The organism is Nocardia vulneris, assembly GCF_001613425.1.
GTDB classification, from domain to species: Bacteria; Actinomycetota; Actinomycetes; order Mycobacteriales; family Mycobacteriaceae; genus Nocardia; species Nocardia vulneris.
Genome location: NZ_BDCI01000048.1, coordinates 147,607 through 164,740, shown reverse-complemented (window position 1 = coordinate 164,740; position 17,134 = coordinate 147,607). Strand labels below are relative to the sequence as shown.

General features: G+C 68.0%; 19 protein-coding genes and 1 pseudogene. 7 read left to right on the top strand and 13 right to left on the bottom strand.

What is annotated here, in order from left to right:
* The 3 genes and pseudogenes from NVU01S_RS39435 to NVU01S_RS39425 form a co-directional block, all read right to left on the bottom strand.
* Positions 1-414: pseudogene (locus tag NVU01S_RS39435) on the bottom strand (protein translocase subunit SecD); the annotation flags it as partial.
* Between the two features lie 99 nt (positions 415-513).
* Positions 514-867, bottom strand: coding sequence for a preprotein translocase subunit YajC (yajC, locus tag NVU01S_RS39430; RefSeq protein WP_042255890.1), 354 nt, complete (start codon positions 865-867; stop codon positions 514-516).
* A gap of 190 nt (positions 868-1,057) precedes the next feature.
* Complete coding sequence (locus NVU01S_RS39425) at positions 1,058-2,548, bottom strand: flavin-containing monooxygenase (protein ID WP_043683093.1); 1,491 nt, start codon at positions 2,546-2,548, stop codon at positions 1,058-1,060.
* A gap of 36 nt (positions 2,549-2,584) precedes the next feature.
* Between NVU01S_RS39425 and NVU01S_RS39420 the strand changes: the two genes are divergently transcribed.
* Positions 2,585-3,250: a TetR/AcrR family transcriptional regulator gene (locus NVU01S_RS39420; protein WP_081868814.1), complete on the top strand. Its 666-nt coding sequence runs from the start codon at positions 2,585-2,587 to the stop codon at positions 3,248-3,250.
* Positions 3,251-3,398: 148 nt separating this feature from the next.
* Positions 3,399-3,995, top strand: coding sequence for a DivIVA domain-containing protein (locus NVU01S_RS45330; protein WP_042255887.1), 597 nt, complete (start codon positions 3,399-3,401; stop codon positions 3,993-3,995).
* On the opposite strand, the gene NVU01S_RS39410 is transcribed toward NVU01S_RS45330, so the two are convergent.
* Positions 3,992-5,188: a pyridoxamine 5'-phosphate oxidase family protein gene (locus NVU01S_RS39410; RefSeq protein WP_209444914.1), complete on the bottom strand. Its 1,197-nt coding sequence runs from the start codon at positions 5,186-5,188 to the stop codon at positions 3,992-3,994. The two genes, NVU01S_RS45330 and NVU01S_RS39410, sit on opposite strands and share 4 nt — an antisense overlap.
* A 406-nt stretch (positions 5,189-5,594) precedes the next feature.
* On the opposite strand from NVU01S_RS39410, the gene NVU01S_RS39405 reads away from it, so the two are divergent.
* Positions 5,595-6,413 carry a ribosomal RNA small subunit methyltransferase A gene (locus NVU01S_RS39405; protein ID WP_043683097.1) on the top strand — a complete coding sequence of 273 codons (819 nt, stop codon included), beginning with the start codon at positions 5,595-5,597 and terminating at the stop codon, positions 6,411-6,413.
* Between the two features lie 51 nt (positions 6,414-6,464).
* Here the strand turns inward: NVU01S_RS39405 and NVU01S_RS39400 are convergent, their stop codons facing one another.
* From NVU01S_RS39400 to NVU01S_RS39375, 6 genes are all read right to left on the bottom strand, one after another.
* Positions 6,465-7,223: a nucleotidyl transferase AbiEii/AbiGii toxin family protein gene (locus tag NVU01S_RS39400; protein WP_043683100.1), complete on the bottom strand. Its 759-nt coding sequence runs from the start codon at positions 7,221-7,223 to the stop codon at positions 6,465-6,467.
* Positions 7,210-7,785 (bottom strand): type IV toxin-antitoxin system AbiEi family antitoxin domain-containing protein, encoded by a 576-nt coding sequence (locus NVU01S_RS39395; RefSeq protein ID WP_082032501.1) that lies wholly within the window; start codon positions 7,783-7,785, stop codon positions 7,210-7,212. Before NVU01S_RS39395 ends, NVU01S_RS39400 begins: the two co-directional genes overlap by 14 nt.
* 188 nt (positions 7,786-7,973) lie before the next feature.
* Complete coding sequence (gene ruvB, locus NVU01S_RS39390) at positions 7,974-9,059, bottom strand: Holliday junction branch migration DNA helicase RuvB (RefSeq protein ID WP_043683104.1); 1,086 nt, start codon at positions 9,057-9,059, stop codon at positions 7,974-7,976.
* Between the two features lie 6 nt (positions 9,060-9,065).
* Positions 9,066-9,671, bottom strand: coding sequence for a Holliday junction branch migration protein RuvA (gene ruvA / locus NVU01S_RS39385; protein WP_042255884.1), 606 nt, complete (start codon positions 9,669-9,671; stop codon positions 9,066-9,068).
* Positions 9,668-10,237, bottom strand: coding sequence for a crossover junction endodeoxyribonuclease RuvC (gene ruvC / locus NVU01S_RS39380; protein WP_014986573.1), 570 nt, complete (start codon positions 10,235-10,237; stop codon positions 9,668-9,670). Before ruvC ends, ruvA begins: the two co-directional genes overlap by 4 nt.
* A gap of 147 nt (positions 10,238-10,384) precedes the next feature.
* A complete protein-coding gene (locus NVU01S_RS39375; protein ID WP_043683107.1) occupies positions 10,385-10,816 on the bottom strand; it encodes an acyl-CoA thioesterase in 432 nt (143 codons plus the stop codon).
* A 468-nt stretch (positions 10,817-11,284) separates the two neighbouring features.
* On the opposite strand from NVU01S_RS39375, the gene NVU01S_RS39370 reads away from it, so the two are divergent.
* The gene (locus NVU01S_RS39370; RefSeq protein WP_244467560.1) at positions 11,285-12,760 is read left to right on the top strand and encodes an alpha/beta hydrolase; all 1,476 of its coding nucleotides are present in this window, start codon (positions 11,285-11,287) and stop codon (positions 12,758-12,760) included.
* 314 nt (positions 12,761-13,074) lie between these two features.
* Here NVU01S_RS39370 and NVU01S_RS39365 read toward each other — a convergent pair whose 3' ends face one another.
* The gene (locus NVU01S_RS39365) at positions 13,075-14,037 is read right to left on the bottom strand and encodes a GlxA family transcriptional regulator (protein ID WP_043682378.1); all 963 of its coding nucleotides are present in this window, start codon (positions 14,035-14,037) and stop codon (positions 13,075-13,077) included.
* Between the two features lie 28 nt (positions 14,038-14,065).
* Here NVU01S_RS39365 and NVU01S_RS45150 point away from each other — a divergent pair, with 28 nt between their 5' ends.
* The 3 genes from NVU01S_RS45150 (at position 14,066) to NVU01S_RS39350 (ending at position 15,418) form a co-directional block, all read left to right on the top strand.
* On the top strand, positions 14,066-14,443 hold the full coding sequence (locus NVU01S_RS45150; RefSeq protein WP_244467559.1) for a DUF5988 family protein: 378 nt from the start codon (positions 14,066-14,068) through the stop codon (positions 14,441-14,443).
* A gap of 133 nt (positions 14,444-14,576) precedes the next feature.
* Positions 14,577-14,933 carry a metalloregulator ArsR/SmtB family transcription factor gene (locus tag NVU01S_RS39355; RefSeq protein WP_043682375.1) on the top strand — a complete coding sequence of 119 codons (357 nt, stop codon included), beginning with the start codon at positions 14,577-14,579 and terminating at the stop codon, positions 14,931-14,933.
* Positions 14,930-15,418 (top strand): SRPBCC family protein, encoded by a 489-nt coding sequence (locus tag NVU01S_RS39350; protein WP_043682372.1) that lies wholly within the window; start codon positions 14,930-14,932, stop codon positions 15,416-15,418. The genes NVU01S_RS39355 and NVU01S_RS39350 overlap by 4 nt, the downstream gene beginning before the upstream one ends.
* Here the strand turns inward: NVU01S_RS39350 and NVU01S_RS39345 are convergent.
* A complete protein-coding gene (locus NVU01S_RS39345; RefSeq protein WP_043682369.1) occupies positions 15,415-16,167 on the bottom strand; it encodes a YebC/PmpR family DNA-binding transcriptional regulator in 753 nt (250 codons plus the stop codon). The two genes, NVU01S_RS39350 and NVU01S_RS39345, sit on opposite strands and share 4 nt — an antisense overlap.
* 141 nt (positions 16,168-16,308) lie before the next feature.
* A complete protein-coding gene (pdxT, locus tag NVU01S_RS39340; protein WP_280140899.1) occupies positions 16,309-16,956 on the bottom strand; it encodes a pyridoxal 5'-phosphate synthase glutaminase subunit PdxT in 648 nt (215 codons plus the stop codon).
* Between the last annotated feature and the right edge of the window lie 178 nt (positions 16,957-17,134).

Sequence of the window (17,134 nt, the reverse complement as noted above, 5' to 3'; positions counted from 1 at the left end):
GATCGCGCCCGGCGGCAGCTGCGGTGTGCCGGCCTGCGCGCGGCCCGCCTGCAGCACCGGACGGATGAGCAGCTTGGCCGTGGTCGCCATCGTGCGCGCCTGCGCGCCGTCGTCGCCCGGCACGGTGATCACCAGGTTGTCTCCGTCGATGACGACTTCGGAACCCAGCACACCGAGACCGTTGACGCGGTTCTCGATGATGGTCTGTGCCTTACGCAGACTGTCCTGGCTCGGCTTGTTGCCGTCCGGCGTTCGCGCGGTCAGCGTGACCCGGGTACCGCCCTGGAGGTCGATGCCGAGCTTCGGTTGCGGGGAGTCACCGGTGAAGAACACCAGCGCATAGATCACGGCCAGCAGCGCGGCGTAGACGCCGAGCAGCCGGAGCGGATGCGCCGATCCCTGGGAAGGTGGCACAGTACGTCATCTCCTAGGCGGGAAGTCGAGAGTGGAACAGGTGGGCACACCGGTGGCGCCGGGCACCACCGTAGCGGTGCCCGGCGCGCAGGCCGACGATCAATCCTTGGTCAGCCGGGTTTCGGTCTGCTCGGCGGATTCCTCGATGGCCTCGGCCGCAGGCGCGTCGACCGGGCTCTCGTCGGTGCTCGTCGCGTCGTCGTCGGTGCGTACCTCGCGGATGGCCGCGCGCAGCCAGGTGGTCACGACCTCCTCGGCGATCTCGAGATCGACCGTGGCGTCGTCGAGATCGACGACGGTGCCGTACAGCCCCGACGTGGTGATGACCTGGTCGCCGACCTTGAGGCTGTCCTGCATCTCCGTGACCTTGGCGGCTTCCCGCTTCTGACGGCGGACACCGAGGAACATCGGCACGAGCAGGGCTACCAGCAGCAGCGGAAACAGAAGTTCCATCGTCGAAGTCAGTCCCTAGTCTTGTGGGTGGGATGGGTAAGTACCCACAGTCTGCCAGTTCGTGTCGCCGCCGCCACACCGGCACACCCGCTGGGGAGCGGCGACATCGGTCTGGGGACCGCGGAACTCGTCGCGAACGGTGACGGGCCCCGCCGGAGAGGTCCGGCGGGGCCCGCGTCGGCGACCCGTTTCAGGCGCTCTTGCCGTAGACGTAGTCGTCGAGCGGGAAGCTGACGGCCTCCCGGTGCGCGTTGAGGGTGCTGGTGGGGCGCAACAGCGCCGCTTCACCGTGCTGGTTGAAGTAGTAGCTGCGCGCGGTGGAGCAGTCGCCGCCGTAGAACACCGAGGAGCCGAGCTTGTCGGTGACCCGGTCCAGGAACCCGGCGTTGGCCTGCTCGGTCACCTCGAAGGTCTGCTCGCCGCGGCGGCGCAGCTCGCCGAAGAGCCTGCCCATGTGCTTCATCTGCGCCTCGATGGTGGTGAAGTACGACAGGCCGCTGTAGGAGTACGGGCTGTTGAGGCTGAGGAAGTTCGGGAACTTCGGCACGGTGATGCCCTCGTAGGCCTGGAAGCGGTTGTCCCGCCAGAACTTTCCGAGGTTGACGCCGTCGCGGCCGATGATCTCGATGGCGGGGAAGTTCACGTCCCACAGGTTGAAACCGGTGGCCAGGATCAGCGTGTCGATCTCGGTCTTGTGCCCGTCGGCGGTGACGATGCCGTCCGGCTCGATGCGCTCGATCGAGTTGGTCTCCAGGCGCACGTTCGGCTGGTTGAACGTGCGGAAGTAGCTGTTGGAGAAGGTGGGACGCTTGCAGCCGAAGTCGTAGTGCGGGGTGAGCTGCTTGCGGGTTTCCTTGTCCCGCACCGAGGCCCGCAGGTGCGCCTTGGCGAGCACGCCCGCGCCCTTGTTCAGCAGCTTGGCCTGCTTGTAGTGCAGCACGCCGACCACCATGAGCGCCTCGAGCAGGCTGGTGTTGAACAGCCGCGCCGCCTTCTGGGTGGCGGGGACCTTCTCGAAGAGCTTCTGCACGGGACCCGGAATCGCGGCGTCGATCTTCGGCACCACCCAGATCGGCGTGCGCTGGAAGACCGTGAGCGCCTGCGCCTTCTTGGCCACCTCGGGCACCAGCTGCACGGCGGTGGCACCGGTGCCGATGATCGCGGCCTTGCGGCCGGTGAGGTCGAAATCGTCCTCCCACGCGGTGGTGTGGATGATCTTGCCGGCGAAGGAGTCGATACCGGGGAACGGCGGGGTGTACGGCTGGGACAGGAAGCCGGTCGCGGTGAGCAGGTAACGGCCCGTGAGGGTTTCACCGCCGGCGAGGGACACCACCCACTGCTGGTGCTCTTCGTCCCAGCGGGCGCCGTCGACCACGGTGCCGAAGCGCATGCGCCGGCGCAGACCGTACTTCTCGGCGATGTGGCCCGCGTACTTCTTCAGCTCGGCGCCCGGCGCGAACAGCCGCGTCCAGTACGGGTTCGGCTCGAACGAGTACGAGTAGGTGACCGACGCGATGTCGACCGCGAGCCCCGGGTAGTGGTTCACATGCCAGGTCCCGCCGAGGTCGTCCTCACGTTCGAGGATCACGTAATTGCTCAGGCCGAGCCGATCGAGCTCGATACCCGCGCCCATGCCACCGAATCCCGCACCGACCACGACCGCGTCGTACTGAGGCGCCACTCCGAACCTCCAGATATGTGAACCGCTTCTCACGGAATGACACATCATTCCGTTTGTGACGACTGTATCATCGGCGTGGTGACGAAGCCATTGACGCGTGCTGAACGCCGCAAAGCCGAGCTGCGGCAGGAAATCATCGACACCGCTTTCGTCTGCTTCTCCGAGAAGGGCTATCACGCCACCGGCATCGCCGATATCGCCGGCCAGCTCGGCATCGGGCACGGCACCTTCTACCGGTACTTCAGCAACAAGCGCGACATCATCGACCACGTCATCGACGACCTCTCGGCGAAGATCATCGACACACTCGGCACCGACAACGCACCGGACGCCGCGACCACGCTCGACGAATACCGCGCGCAGACCGACCGGATCGGTCAGGCGCTGACGCACATCCTGATGGGCGACCGCCGGGTGGCCCAGCTGCTGCTCGTGCACGCCCCCGGCATCGACGACGAACTCACCGCGCGCCTCTACGGCCTGCTCGACATGGCCGACGCGCTGACCGCCGGCTACCTCGAGCACGGCGTCGAACTCGGTTATCTGCGAGCGGATCTGGACACCGTCAACACGGCCCGCGCCGTCACCGGCATGCTGCTCGCCGGCATCGTGCACGGCCTGCGCGATACCGACGAAGCCACCTTGCGCGGATTGAACGAAGCGATCCGGCGGCTGCTGATCGATGGTGTCCGCAAAGATTGAGCACACGACAAGCCCCCTGACGCGCTCCCCCACGTTATGGTGAGGACAAAGTTCCGTCGCGTCGCCCAGGGGGCCGCTCGTGGTCACAAGAGACCAGGGAGTACGAAAACCGCACATTCCGTCGGCCGGGCGCATCGAGCCTGACAGAATGTCGCCCGTGACCCCCGAGGATGTGAGCCGGATCAGTTTCGCGACACCACCATTCGGCCAGCGTGGCTACCACGCAGACGAGGTGGACGCCTTCCTCGATCTGGTCGCCGCGACCATGGCCGGCCGCGGCGCGCTGGCCGCCGACGATCTGCGGCACGTCACGTTCGACGCACCGCGCCCCGGCGGGCGCGGCTATCGCGCGGATCAGGTCGACGAATACCTGGACCAGGTGCGCATCGAACTGGAGATGCGCCAGCGCGGGGTGCGCCCGGCGCCCTCGGGCAACGGTCCGGCGATGCTCACGCCGGATGATGTGCAGCGCATGCGTTTCACCCAGGCGCCGGTCGGACGGCGTGGGTACAACGAAGAAGAAGTCGACGCGTTCCTCGATCTGGTCGCCGCGACGCTGGCCCACGGCGGGCCGGGCAGTCTCACCGTCGCGGACGTGCGCGCGGTGCGATTCACCGAAGCGCGCCTGGGCACCCGCGGCTATCAGCGCGACGAAGTGGACGCCTTCGCCGACCTGGTGGTCACCGCCCTGGAGCACGCCGAGCACCAGCATCACCGCTGGACCTTGCACCGCGACGCCGACTAGTCCGGATCTGGCCTACCGCGTTCACGACTCGGTGCCGGGTTGTTCTCGACCGGCTCCTTCTCGATGTCCTCGTAGCCCTCCTTGCGCAGCCCCGACCGGTAGGCGCGGTCGATGACGAACCGCACCAACCGATCGATTCCCGGCACCGCACCGAGGATCTTCAGCACGAACCCGGGCGGACCGCCGGCGGCGGTCGTCGAATTGGCGGCGACATGCCTGCCGCCCACGCCCATCAGATCCGGGACCGAACCGCGGGCGACGAACGCCGCCGAATCCCACAGTCGCGAGCGCGTCACGGCGTCGCTGCCCAGCACCTCGGCGTCCTCGACCTCGATGAGCAGCGCCGCGTGCGGGGCGGTCCCGCGCAGGGCCAGCGTGTCCAGCAGTGCGCTGTCGTCGGTGATCGCGCCGCGGCCGCGTACCCGCAGGACGTCGGTGCGGCCCGGGACGAGGGCGGCGAACGAAAGGCGATCGTCCTGTAGCAGGTTGTGCAGGGAGTCGGTTCGCTTGTTGCCCCGGCGATCCGGGATGATCAGCGTGCGGTCGTCCAGGATCCGGGCCACCGTCTGCCGGTCCCCGCGCGGGCTGGTATCGCTGCCGCCGACGGTGTCCCAGGTGGACAACGCGAGAAACGGTGCGGCGGCGAGGAATTCCGCGACACCGGGCCGGGCCAGCGGGCCCGCGCCGGTCACTTCGGCAATCGGCTCGGCCGGCATCGGCGTGCGCCACAGGCGCGACCTGAGGATGGCCTGGGCGCAGTGCACATACGCCTCCTCGACGTCGACGATCGTCTGCGCACCCTTGCGTCCGGCCGCAATCCCGTTGACACGCAGTAACTCTCCGACGCCGGGCAGGAGAAAGAACAACGAGACCGGGCCGCGCGGGTCGCCGGGCTCGCTCAGCGCGAACGAGATCCGAGTCGCCGAGCGTACCCGCGCGAATCCCGGTACACCACCGACGAAAGTCGTTCGACTGACGCCGTCGGCGTCCCGGTAGCCGAAGGCCGCGATCGGGCAGTGCGCCAGCACCGCCCGGCAGCCCTCGTCCAGCGCGCTGATCTGCTTCAGCATGATCATCGGCGCGGGGTGGCCGATGATCGACTCGAGTTCCTCGGCGGTCGTGAGGCGATGGTGCATCCGGCCAGTGCCGTCGGTGACTCCCACGGCGGGGACTGACTCGTTGTCGCAGGTCATGACACTATTGTGAATAATTGCTCAGGTTTTCGGTACTCGCTTTCGGGGCCTCGCCAAGCGCCCACCGGGCCGCCGCCCGGCCGCACGTCGCGGGCCTCGCCGAGCAGTCGCACCGGTCGGCCCGGCGCTGTCCGCGGCGCTGTTGCTCACATTTCGCGAGCGCGGGATACGCGGCCCCACCCGGCTTGTCGCCGAGCCGGTGGCGATTAATTCGGTTGCGAGGTCGCGGGTGTCGTCCATAACGTGCCCCGCATGCATTGCTATGCCGCCCCGTACTTCATCCGTCTCCGCAGCGCCCGGGCTCTGGCCCGCTAGCGGACACGGAGAGAACTACTTCGGCGTCCGCGAGCGCGCCCAGGGCCCTTCGAGACTCATCCGACTCGAAGACCCGAAAGGGGCAAGCGCTGTGGCGCAAGATTTTGCATACCGGAACTACTCGCACACCCAGGGCAAGGTCAAGAACGGCGGCGGTGGTCGTCCGTCGAAAGGCCGTGCCGGACGGGCGCATTCCCAGCATTCTCTGGTGAGCCAGGAAGCCGTGGCATCGATCCTGGCGGTGGCCGAACCGCGCGGAACAGTGCTCGAACCCCATCCGGGAGACGGACTGCTCACCCAAGCGCTGGCTCGGTGCGGTGCCCAGGTCACCGCGTACGAACCGGATCCGCTGTCGGCCGCGAAACTTTCGGCGCGCACCCGAGCAGTCAGCGGAATACGTGTGGTCCGAGCCGATTTCACCAAAGCCAAGCCGCTTCGGGAACCGTTCGCCGTCGTCGGAAACCTTCCGCTCGCGGCAACCGCGCGAATCATCGACTGGTGCCTGGCCGCGCCCACGCTCACCTCGGCGACCTTGGTGGTCCCCCAGGAATACGCGCACGTCGGTCAGAACGGGCACTGGGATCCCGTCACCTCCACGAACTGGCCGTGGTTCGACTGGCAACTACACGGCCCACTGGCCCGCACCGACTTCCGGCCCCCACTCCCCATCGACACCACAATCCTGCACATCCACCGCCGCACGAAACCCTTGGTACACAACCAAGATTCGTACGCCACCCTGGTCCATACAGGTTTCGCCAACGCAAATGTGCCATTACCCACCGCACTGCGCCCACGTTATCCAGACGTGGACGAAGCACTACACGTCACGGGCATCGCCCCCGACACCCCCGCCGCTGCCGTGCACCCCGCGGATTGGGTACGGCTACACAAACACCTGAACCCGTAACCGAACGGGGCCATCCCATTACGGTGGGATGGCCCCGAATCCCGGCGCTGATTACACCAAACCCTGCGCTACACGCTCCCATGCGGCGCGGACCGTGGATCGCGCCGTCTCGGCACTGATCGTCAAACGAGTCTGCCCGGCCAGTTGCGCGTTCCAGTCGTCTTCTTCCGGCGCATGATCGAACAATTGCGGGTTGGGGAGCCGGTTGGTCGGACCGTGCCTGCGGTACAGCGCTCCCGCAGCACCATCGATCGCCCCGATTTCGCTCAGCGCCCACAGATCCCAGAGGTCGCGGGATGCCCGACGATCGTGCCACGTCGAGGTCTTGCCTGCCGCAAAGGCCGGCAAGGTCGGTACGAGCAGCTCGGCCGGTGGCGCGTCGCTGTATCGCTGCTCGAGACCACGGAGTTCGGTCGGCCAGACCGCTCTGCCGCGAGTCGACAGCAACTGGATCTTTACGACCACACCGGATGGTGAACGAAGGTTGGCAGCACCGGAATCCGGGACATCACTCAGCGACGGCACCCATTCCAACCGGCCGTAGCTCCGCGCGACCGATCGAGGTAACGCAGCGTCCAGTTCAGCCGCGAGCACCCTCCGATTGCCCAGCGCCACCAGGTCGATGTCTTCGCTGAGTCGGCCCCGCACCAGATGCGTACGAGCAAGGGCGGTTCCACCGATGAAGTGCACCCGGTCGCCGAACCCGCGGCTGATGGCCGCCAGCAGATGGGAGATCAGATGGTCGCGTTCGGCCTGCTCCGGAGCAACTCCGAATTGCCCTGCGACACTGTCGCGTTCACTGGAACTCATGCCCGGCCCAACTCTCCGCTCGCCGAAGCGCCGCGCTCAGACGCTGCTCTACCGCGAGCTGTGCAAGTCTCGACGAATTGCTACCTCGATAGAGCGTCACGATCGCCGAGCGAGCCTCCGCCTCGGCATTTCCCAGCTCCGGGCGACGAGCGAGATCGAGCACGGTCTGTTCCGGAGTGGTGACCAACGCTGGGCCCAGTGACGTTTCGATGCGCTCCGCATCGAGTGCGTCGGTATCACGACGGACGAAGCGAACTTGCGCCGAACGGTCTGTCAGAGTGATCGGCCGGTGCTGTCCCGGAACCGCGACCACCGCCACCGCCAGCGCGCGCGGTATGGCTCCCAACAGGCGCGCGGCGCTGACACCCATGACAATCGCCCTTTCCGGCCCGTAAATCGAGGACGCAATACCTGCGGCAGCTGCCTCTAGCCCCGGCAGCCAGATCCGGCCGACGTAGTCCGGCGGAACGATGATGTAGTAGCCGTGAGCGACGCGATGCAGCACACCCCGATCGACGAGTCGCGCAACCTCCGGCCGCGGTTGGGCATAGATGCCCGCCATGTCCTGTGGTCGCAGGGTTCGAAGCGGTGTTCGCCAGAGTTCACTGGGCAACGAGGTATTGCCACGCCCAACCACCAGCACCACCCTCCAAGAGTATGCATTTAGTTGGCTATCAGCCAGCGAAATGCATACTACTGGAAGCAGGGCTGTGGCTATGAGACTTCCGCGCTAGGGCGCCGCGGTCCCCACTATTCGAACAGGTCGAGGGTGGGTTGGGGGTCGCGGCCGCGGACTTCGATGGAGCCGAAGACGAGGTCGGGGGGTGGGACGAGGCCGAGGTGTTCCCAGGCGGCGGCGGTGGCCACCCGGCCGCGGGGGGTGCGCGCGACCATGCCCGCGCGGACGAGGAACGGCTCGCAGACCTCCTCGACGGTCGCGGCTTCTTCCCCTACGGCGACCGCGAGCGTCGAGACACCGACCGGGCCGCCGCCGAAACTGCGGACCAGTGCCGACAGCACTGCGCGGTCCAGGCGGTCCAGGCCGAGCACGTCGACGTCGTACACCTCGAGGGCCGCCTGCGCGATCGGCTGGGTGATGATTCCGTCGGCGCGGACCTCCGCATAGTCGCGGACGCGACGCAGCAGGCGGTTCGCGATGCGCGGCGTGCCCCGCGAGCGGCCCGCGATCTCGGCCGCCGCGTCGTGGTCGATCTCGACGCCGAGGATCTGCGCCGACCGCTGCAGAATGCGCAGCAGTTCGGCGGGCTCGTAGAAATCCATGTGCCCGGTGAAACCGAACCGGTCCCGCAGCGGGCCGGTCAGCGCGCCGGACCGAGTCGTCGCACCCACCAGCGTGAACGGCGCGATGTCCAGCGGAATCGAGGTCGCGCCGGGACCTTTGCCGACCACGACGTCGACCCGGAAATCCTCCATCGCGAGATACAGCATTTCCTCGGCGGGCCGGGCGATCCGGTGGATCTCATCGATGAACAGAACATCGCCGTCGACCAGATTGCTGAGCATCGCGGCCAGATCACCCGCCCGTTCCAGCGCGGGTCCGGAGGTGATGCGCAACGCGGTGCCGAGCTCCCCCGCGATGATCATCGCCATGCTGGTCTTGCCGAGCCCGGGCGGACCGGACAGCAGCACGTGATCCGGGGTGCCACCACGCTGTTTCGCGCCGCGCAGCACCAGCGCCAGTTGCTCGCGCACCCGGGGTTGACCGATGAAGTCGTCCAGCGACTTCGGGCGCAGGCTGGCTTCGATCTCGCCGTCGGATTTCAAATAGCTGGACGTGACCTGGGATTCGGGCGCTTCGTCTTCGTCGTGATCCATAGTCGACTACCGATTCTTGCCGAGCAGGTTGAGCGCGGCCCGCAGCGCCGCGGACGTGCCGGCGGCAGGCTGTTCGGCCAAGACGGAGTCGATCGCCTGCTCGGCCTGTTTGACGGGAAAGCCGAGACCGGTGAGCGCCTCGACCACCTGGTCGCGCACGGGCGTGACGACCGCGGCCGCGGTCGCGCCGGGCGGACCCGATTGCACCGGAACGAGATTCACCTTGTCCCGCAGCTCGACCACCATCCGTTCGGCGCCGCGCTTACCGATACCGGGCACACGGGTGAGCGCGGCGACATTGCTTTCCGCGAGCGCCTTGCGCAGGGCCTCGGGTTCCAGCACCGCGAGCACCGCCATCGCCAGCCGCGGGCCGACCCCGGACACCGTCTGCAACAGGCCGAACAGGTCGCGGGCCTCGGTATCGGCGAAACCGTACAGCGTCATCGAGTCCTCGCGGACGATCATCGCGGTGTACAGCCGGGTTTCCTCGCCGCGGGTCAGCGTGGACAGCGTCGCGGGCGTGACGTTGAGGCGGTAGCCGATGCCCGCCGCCTCGATCACCGTGTGGTCGAGGGCGATCTCCAGCACCTCGCCGCGAACCGACGCGATCACCTCTGTACCGCCTTCCGTTGTTCGGCAAGCCGTTCCGCGTACTTGCGCTGCGCCTCGGCCGCGCGGGCCTCGGCCTTGGCCATGCGCTCCAGCAGCGGCGCCCGCCAACAATGGCAGATGGCCAGCGCCAGCGCATCCGCCGCGTCGGCGGGTTTCGGCGCGACCTGCAAGCCGAGGATGCGAGTGACCATCGCCGTGACCTGTGCCTTGTCCGCGGTGCCGTTGCCGGTGACCGCGGCCTTCACCTCGCTGGGCGTGTGGAACATGACCGGGATGCCGCGGCGCGCGGCCGCCAGCGCGATCACGCCGCCCGCCTGCGCGGTACCCATCGCGGTACGGACATTGTGCTGGGCGAAGACGCGTTCGATCGCGACGGCCCCCGGTTTGTGCGTGTCCATCCAGTGTTCGGCGGCGTCGGCGACCTGCAGTAGTCGCTGGGCGAGGTCCATGTCGGCGGGGGTGCGGACCACGTCGACGTCGATCGCGGTCACCTTCCGGCCCAGCCCGCCCTCGACGATGCTGAGGCCGCACCGGGTGAGCCCGGGATCGACACCCATCACCCGCACGAATTCCCCTCTCGCAGACACGAACAACTGTTCGAGAGTGTAGCGGAGGCAAGGGGTTCGGTGCCCCAGCGACACGGGCACCAACGGGGCGGCGGGTCACCCGGTTCGGCGAGGACTGCCGTGTGCGGAGCGGGATGCCGCGCTCGGCTAGGCCACGGCGTTCGGTAAGCCGAGCAGTTCCGGGGTGTGGGCGCGGGCGGACCATTCGCGGGCCGGGTCGGTGACGAGTTTGCGGGCGGCGAGGTCGAGGAGGCCGCTCACGTGGGTGACCGTGGCGGCGTGGACGCCGTCGGCGCGGGTCAGCAGGTGTTCGACGCGGTAGGTCTTGCCGGTCCCCCACAACCAGACACACGATACGTCGACCGCGTCACCGCCGCGCAGTTCCCGATGGAACTTGATGGTCGTCTCGAGATTCACCGGCCCGAAGCCCGCGGCGATCAACTCCCCCACCGAAACACCCGCCGCCTGCACGCAAGCAAACCGCGCATGGTCGGCGTACTGGTGATAGGCGGCACCCGTCACATGCAACTGCGGATCCAGATCGGACACCCGCACTTCGATCCGCGTACTGAACGACACGCTCGGCACTATGCCACCCCCCACCGACACATTTCCCCACCATGCCTCTCGCGCACCATCCGTCGCCGGCAACTCGACCGCCACCGCGCATCCGCACCGGCAACCCAGCGCAACGCCGTTCGATCAGTCGCGATCGCGCTGCGGCAGGTACTCCCTCGCTGACGACACGTCCGCCGCCGCAACTCGACCGCCAGAGCATCCGCACCGGCAACCCAACGCAACGCCGTTCGATCAGTCGCGATCGCGCTGCGGCAGGTACTCCCTCGCTGATGACACGTCCGCCGCCTCCCACATACCTCACGTCGCCGTATCGCGCGCGACCGCAACCTTCCGTGTCGTGCCGACCGTATCCGCACACCATGCACCGCAGGTCCTCGGTCTGCGCTGCGGGCCGGGGATCGGCGGCGCACAGGGGGCTGGTAGTCGATTCACAGGGAGTCTCGAGGAACGGTGTCGACAATGCCGTACGTGTCTGCCTTTGGTGTGCTGATCGCCGCGCCCGCGAACCCGGCGCCGCCGCCGGCTCCGCAGTTGCCGTCGGCGAAGCTGAATCCGGACTACCAGAACACTTTTCACCACGGGATCGCGCTGTTGCACGGCTGGCTGCCGCTGACGATCGAACTCGTCGCGCTGGCGTTCCTGCTGGTCGCGGTGGCGCGGTGGACGCGGCGCTGGTGGCTGGTCCAGGTGCCGGTCTGTCTGGCGCTGGGGGTGGTGGGCGCACTGGTCGCGCGGTGGTATGTGACCGATCAAGGGCTGGCGTCCGATCCGGCGCCCGCATTGCTGTGGGCGTGCGTCGGCGGGACGGTCGCGGCGCTGGGCGTACTGGTGCTCGGTTGGCGCGGCGCGAGCTGGTGGCGGCGTGGCGTTGCGGCACTTGCGATTCCGCTGGCGCTGCTGAGTACCGGGGTCGTGCTGAACCAATGGGTCGGCTACTACCCGACGGTGCAGTCGGCGTGGGGTGCGCTCACCGCCGGACCGCTACCGCAGCAGACCGATCTCGCCGCGCTGGACGGATTACGCAACACGGGCGTCAGCACCGGCAAGATCGTGCCGGTCCGAATTCCCGACGCGGGCAGCGGCTTTCCGCATCGCGCCGAATACGTCTACCTGCCGCCCGCCTGGTTCGCCGGTCCGACGCCGCCGACCCTGCCGGTGGTGATGATGATCGGCGGCGAGTTCAACACCCCGGCCGACTGGATTCGCAGCGGCCAGATCATGCCCGCCGTCGACGCGTTCACCACGGCCGACGGGGGTCGCGCGCCGATTCTCGTATTCGTCGATTCCAGTGGGAGTTTCAACAACGACACCGAATGCGTGAACGGTCCGCGCGGCGACGCCGCCGACCATCTGACCCGAGATGTGCCGAGCTACCTGGAATCCCGGTTCGCCGCGTCGGCCGATCCGGCGCAGTGGGCGGTGGTCGGCTGGTCGATGGGCGGCACCTGCGCGGTCGATCTGGCGGTGATGCATCCGGAACTGGTACACACCTTCGTCGATATCGCAGGCGATCTCGGGCCCACCTCGGGGAGCAAGGACCAGACCGTCGCGCGATTGTTCGGCGGCAACGCCGCGCAATGGGCGGCTTTCGACCCACTCACGGTGATGGCCGCGCACGGCCGATACACCGGCACCGCAGGGCTTTTCGACGATCTGACTCCGCCGAACCGAAACTCCGCACACGGCAACCATGGTGCGGCAGGCCCAGATCCGCATCCCTCGGCCGAGGACGACACCGCCGGGATCGGCGGCCACGACGGCATCCAGGACACCGGCGAGGTCGGCGCGGCCGAAAAGCTGTGTGCGCAAGGACGAGAGGTCGGGATCGACTGCACCATCCACACCACCCAGGGCGGGCACACCTGGCAATTCGCGGCCGCCGCGTTCACCTCGTCGTTCCCCTGGATCGTCGCCCGCCTCGGACTACCCGTCCCGACCTCCTGAAGCGCACCACCCCCCGACGTCGCGGCTTCCCCAGGCCGACATCCCCGTTCGCTCGACGGTCCCGGTTTCCCAGCTCGACGCGCGGCTTCCCCACGCGGCCCCGGCTTCCCCAGCCCGACGCCCGGTTTCCCCACGCGGCCCCGGCTTCCCAAGCCCGACGCCCGGTTTCCCCACGCGGCCCTGGTTTCCCCAGGCGGCTTCGGTAGAAGTGCGGCAGCTCACGCCAGCTCGCGCCGCCTGTTACCGCAGCGCAGACCTGGCACATGAGCACAAGGCCGGTGCGGACACCTGAAAGTCGCACCGGCGCGGGGTGTTCAGCTCACCGCCCCGGCCCGGAATGTCCGCCGGTAAGCGTTGGGCGAGACGCCGATCGCGTCGTTCAAGTGCTGGCGCAGTGACGTGCCGGTCGCGAAACCGACCTCGCCCGCGATCCGGTCGATGGTCAGGTCGGTCGATTCCAGGAGGTGCCGTGCGCGGAAGAGACGCTGCTGGATGAGCCAGCGTCCCGGGCTCATCCCCACCTCGTCGCTGAAGCGACGGGCGAAGGTGCGCTTGCTCATTCGCGCCCGGACGGCGAGTTCATCGATGGTCAGCGGTAGGTGCAGGTTCGCCAGCGCCCACTCCCGGGCGGCCGCCGTGCCCGCCGAGGTCGACGGCGGCACCGGCTGTTCGATGTACTGCGCCTGACCACCCTCCCGGAACGGCGGCACCACGCACCGGCGCGCCACCGCATTGGCGACGGCGCTGCCGTGATCGCGCCGCACCACGTGCAGGCACACATCGAGCCCCGCTGCCGCACCGGCGGAGGTGAGCACGTCACCGTCGTCTACGTAGAGCACCTCGGGATCGAGCAGGACCTTCGGGAAGGTGCGCCGGAACCGCTCGGCCTCGCGCCAGTGCGTGGTCGCGGGTCGTCCGTCGAGTAGTCCGGCCGCCGCGAGGACGAAGGAGCCGGTGCAGATCGCCACGATCCTGGCACCGGGCCGGATCCTGGCGAACGCGGCGCGCACCGGCGCCGGCAGTGCGCCGCCGAGGGTCATCCGGATATCGCAGGCGGGAACCACCACCGTGTCCGCGGTCGCGAGCAGACCGCTGTCGTGCTCGACGGCGATCGCGTAGTCCGCGCTGGTGTGCACCGGCCGCCCGTCGATCGAGCAGGTGCGGATCTCGTAGCGCCCGCTCGCACTGCCGAAAACCCGGTTCGGGATGCCGAGTTCGAACGGATAGACCCCGCCCAAGGCAAGCGCGACCACTCGATGCACTGCGGCAGACCTCATGGCTCGATCATATCGAGAGTCGTCAATCATGCCATCTGCCGCCGCTGCCGACAGTTCGGCAGGCGCGGCCGACCCCGAGGACTTCGAGGTCGGAACATCCCGACACTTACGGCCGCAGCGGTCTGAAACCGAATATTTTTCCGCGCGGCGCTTGCCTGAATCCGCCAAATCGGGGCCTGCACGCTTCTACCATCCGATGATGAGCACTGTTGTGAAGGCTGTCCTCGAGGGCGGGCCGAAAGACATGCCCGCGCGCATCGTTCCCATCACCCCGCCGGGAATCGAGTTGAAGGTCAAGCACCAAGGCGCGTACGAACACTTCAAGGTCACCGCACGGGAGCAGGACACCCCCGAGGGGCGGTTGCGCGTTTACGAATGGTGCGATCGCACCCCGATCCCGGAGTGATGCGGGCGTAATCGACCAGCGTGGCCGGTCGTCGTCGAGCGACCGGCCCGCCTTCCCGGAACTCCCCCGGTCCCGCACCCTGGACAAACGCGTAACCAAGTGGTTACGCTTTCGTCGTGGAAGAAGCAGTCCCGTGGACGACATAGCAGGCGCGATCGCCGATCCGGTGCGCAGGCAGATCCTCGAGCTGTTGCGCGACACCCGGCTCACCGCCGGGGATATCGCCCAGCACTTCGAGATCAGCAGACCCGCGGTGAGCAGGCACCTGCGCGTCCTGCGCGAAAGCGGCCTGGTCCATGCCGAACTCGTCGGCAGGCAGCGGTTCTACCTGCTCGACCCGGCCCCGCTCGGCGAGCTCGCCGCGTGGATCGCTCGCTTCGACACCACTTCCGCGTGGGAGCGCAGGCTCGACGCACTCGACACCGAGGTCTACCGCACGCGCCGCGAGCACCGTGCCGAGCAGACCGAACCGAAGGAGAACACCGCATGACCCGCACCCCCACCGGCCGTCTCGATCGCACCGACGGCCGCCGCGACCTCGTCCTCACCAGGACCTATCGCGCGCCCATCGCCGACGTCTGGGCCAGCGTCACCGAATCCGACCGCACCGCACGCTGGTTCGGCCCGTGGGAGGGCACGCCGGGCGCGGGCAGTCGGATCAAGGTGCAGATGCTGTTCGAAGAGGGCGCCGGCTGGTGTGACGCGCAGATCGACGCGTGCGAACCGCCGCGCCGCCTCGCCCTCACCACCGAGGACGATTTCGGCACCTGGCATCTGGAGGTCGTGCTCACCGAGAGCAATGGCGTCACGGAACTGGTCTTCACCCACCATCTCGAACCCGAAGCGCCGATCGGCCAGGTCGGCCCCGGCTGGGAGTACTACCTGGACGCGCTCGGGGCGGCCCGCGACAACACGGACCGCCCCGATTTCGAGGAGTACTACCCCTCGATGCAGCAGTATTACGACGAGCTCTAGTCGTCTAGTTCGGCCAGCACCTCGTCGGAGATGTCGACGTTCGTGTAGACGTTCTGCACGTCGTCACTGTCTTCGAGCGCGTCGACCAGTTTGAACACCTTGCGGGCGCCGTCGGCGTCGACCGCGACCGACACCGACGGCTGGAAGCCGGATTCGGCGGAGTCGTAATCGATTTCGGCGGCCTGCAAGGCTTTGCGCACCGGGATCAGGTCGCCCGGCTCGCTGATGATCTCGAACGATTCACCGAGGTCGTTGACCTCCTCGGCGCCCGCGTCGAGCACGGCCAGCAGGACGTCGTCCTCGGACAGGCCGTTCTTCTCGAGCGTCACCACGCCCTTGCGGTGGAACAGGTAGGACACCGAGCCCGGATCGGCCATGTTGCCGCCGTTGCGGGTCATCGCGACACGCACCTCGCCCGCGGCGCGGTTGCGGTTGTCGGTGAGGCACTCGATCAGCACGGCGACACCGTTGGGGCCGTAGCCCTCGTACATGATGGTCTGCCAGTCGGCGCCGCCGGCTTCTTCACCACCACCGCGCTTGCGGGCGCGTTCGATGTTGTCGTTGGGCACCGACGATTTCTTCGCCTTCTGGATGGCGTCGTAGAGCGTCGGGTTGCCTGCGGGGTCACTACCACCCGTGCGGGCCGCCACCTCGATGTTCTTGATCAACTTGGCGAAGAGCTTGCCGCGCTTCGCGTCGATCCCCGCCTTCTTGTGCTTGGTGGTGGCCCATTTGGAGTGGCCGCTCATTCCCTACTTCCTTCAGGTCGATGGCACGTGTGGTGGTTGTACCGTACCGGCCGAGCCGGAAGGACAACTTCTCCAGCTTAGTGGACGCCACCGGACCGAGTCCGACCGCAGCCCCGCGGCGGAGTTCGGCGAGCGTGCGGACTACGCGGCCCGCACCAGGTCGACGAACAGGCGGTGCACCCGCAGATCGCCGGTGACCTCGGGATGGAACGACGTCGCCAGCACGTTCCCTTGGCGCACCGCCACGATGCGCCCGGCGAACGGTCCGTCGGGCACGGTCGCGAGTATCTCGACGCCGTCACCCGCGCGTTCCACCCACGGTGCGCGGATGAACACCGCCCGCACCGGGCCGTCGTCCAGGCCGGAGAATTCCAGGTCGACCTCGAAGGAGTCGACCTGGCGCCCGAACGCGTTGCGGCGCACCGTCATATCGATACCCGAGAGATGCTTCGCGTCCGGTCTGGTGTCGAGCACCTCGTCGGCGAGCAGGATCATGCCCGCGCAGGAACCGAAGGCGGGCATGCCGTCCCGCAGTCGCGCGCGCACCGGCTCCAGCAGTTCGAAGGCCTCCAGCAGCTTGCTGATCGCGGTCGATTCGCCGCCCGGCAGCACCAGCGCGTCCACCGCGGCCAACTCCGACGCGCGGCGCACCAGGACCGGCTCCGCGCCGCAGTGTTCGAGCGCCGCGATGTGCTCGCGGACATCGCCCTGCAAAGCCAGCACGCCCACGGTCGGACGCGACGGCACGGAGTCCGCGACGGTGGGTGCGGCGACCGGGGAAGCGTTCACCCGGAAAAGTTTACGGTCCGCCACGGTGTGGGCCTGCTCACGGTGTCCGTCAGGGTTCCGTCAACGCCGGGGTCGAGCGGCGGTGGGCGGGATGACACTCGACCGTGTGATTGCTGTGTTGCCGCGCAAAGTGCCCGCACCGCGCGGAGATGCGAGTCCTGCCCCCGCCCGCCGCGGA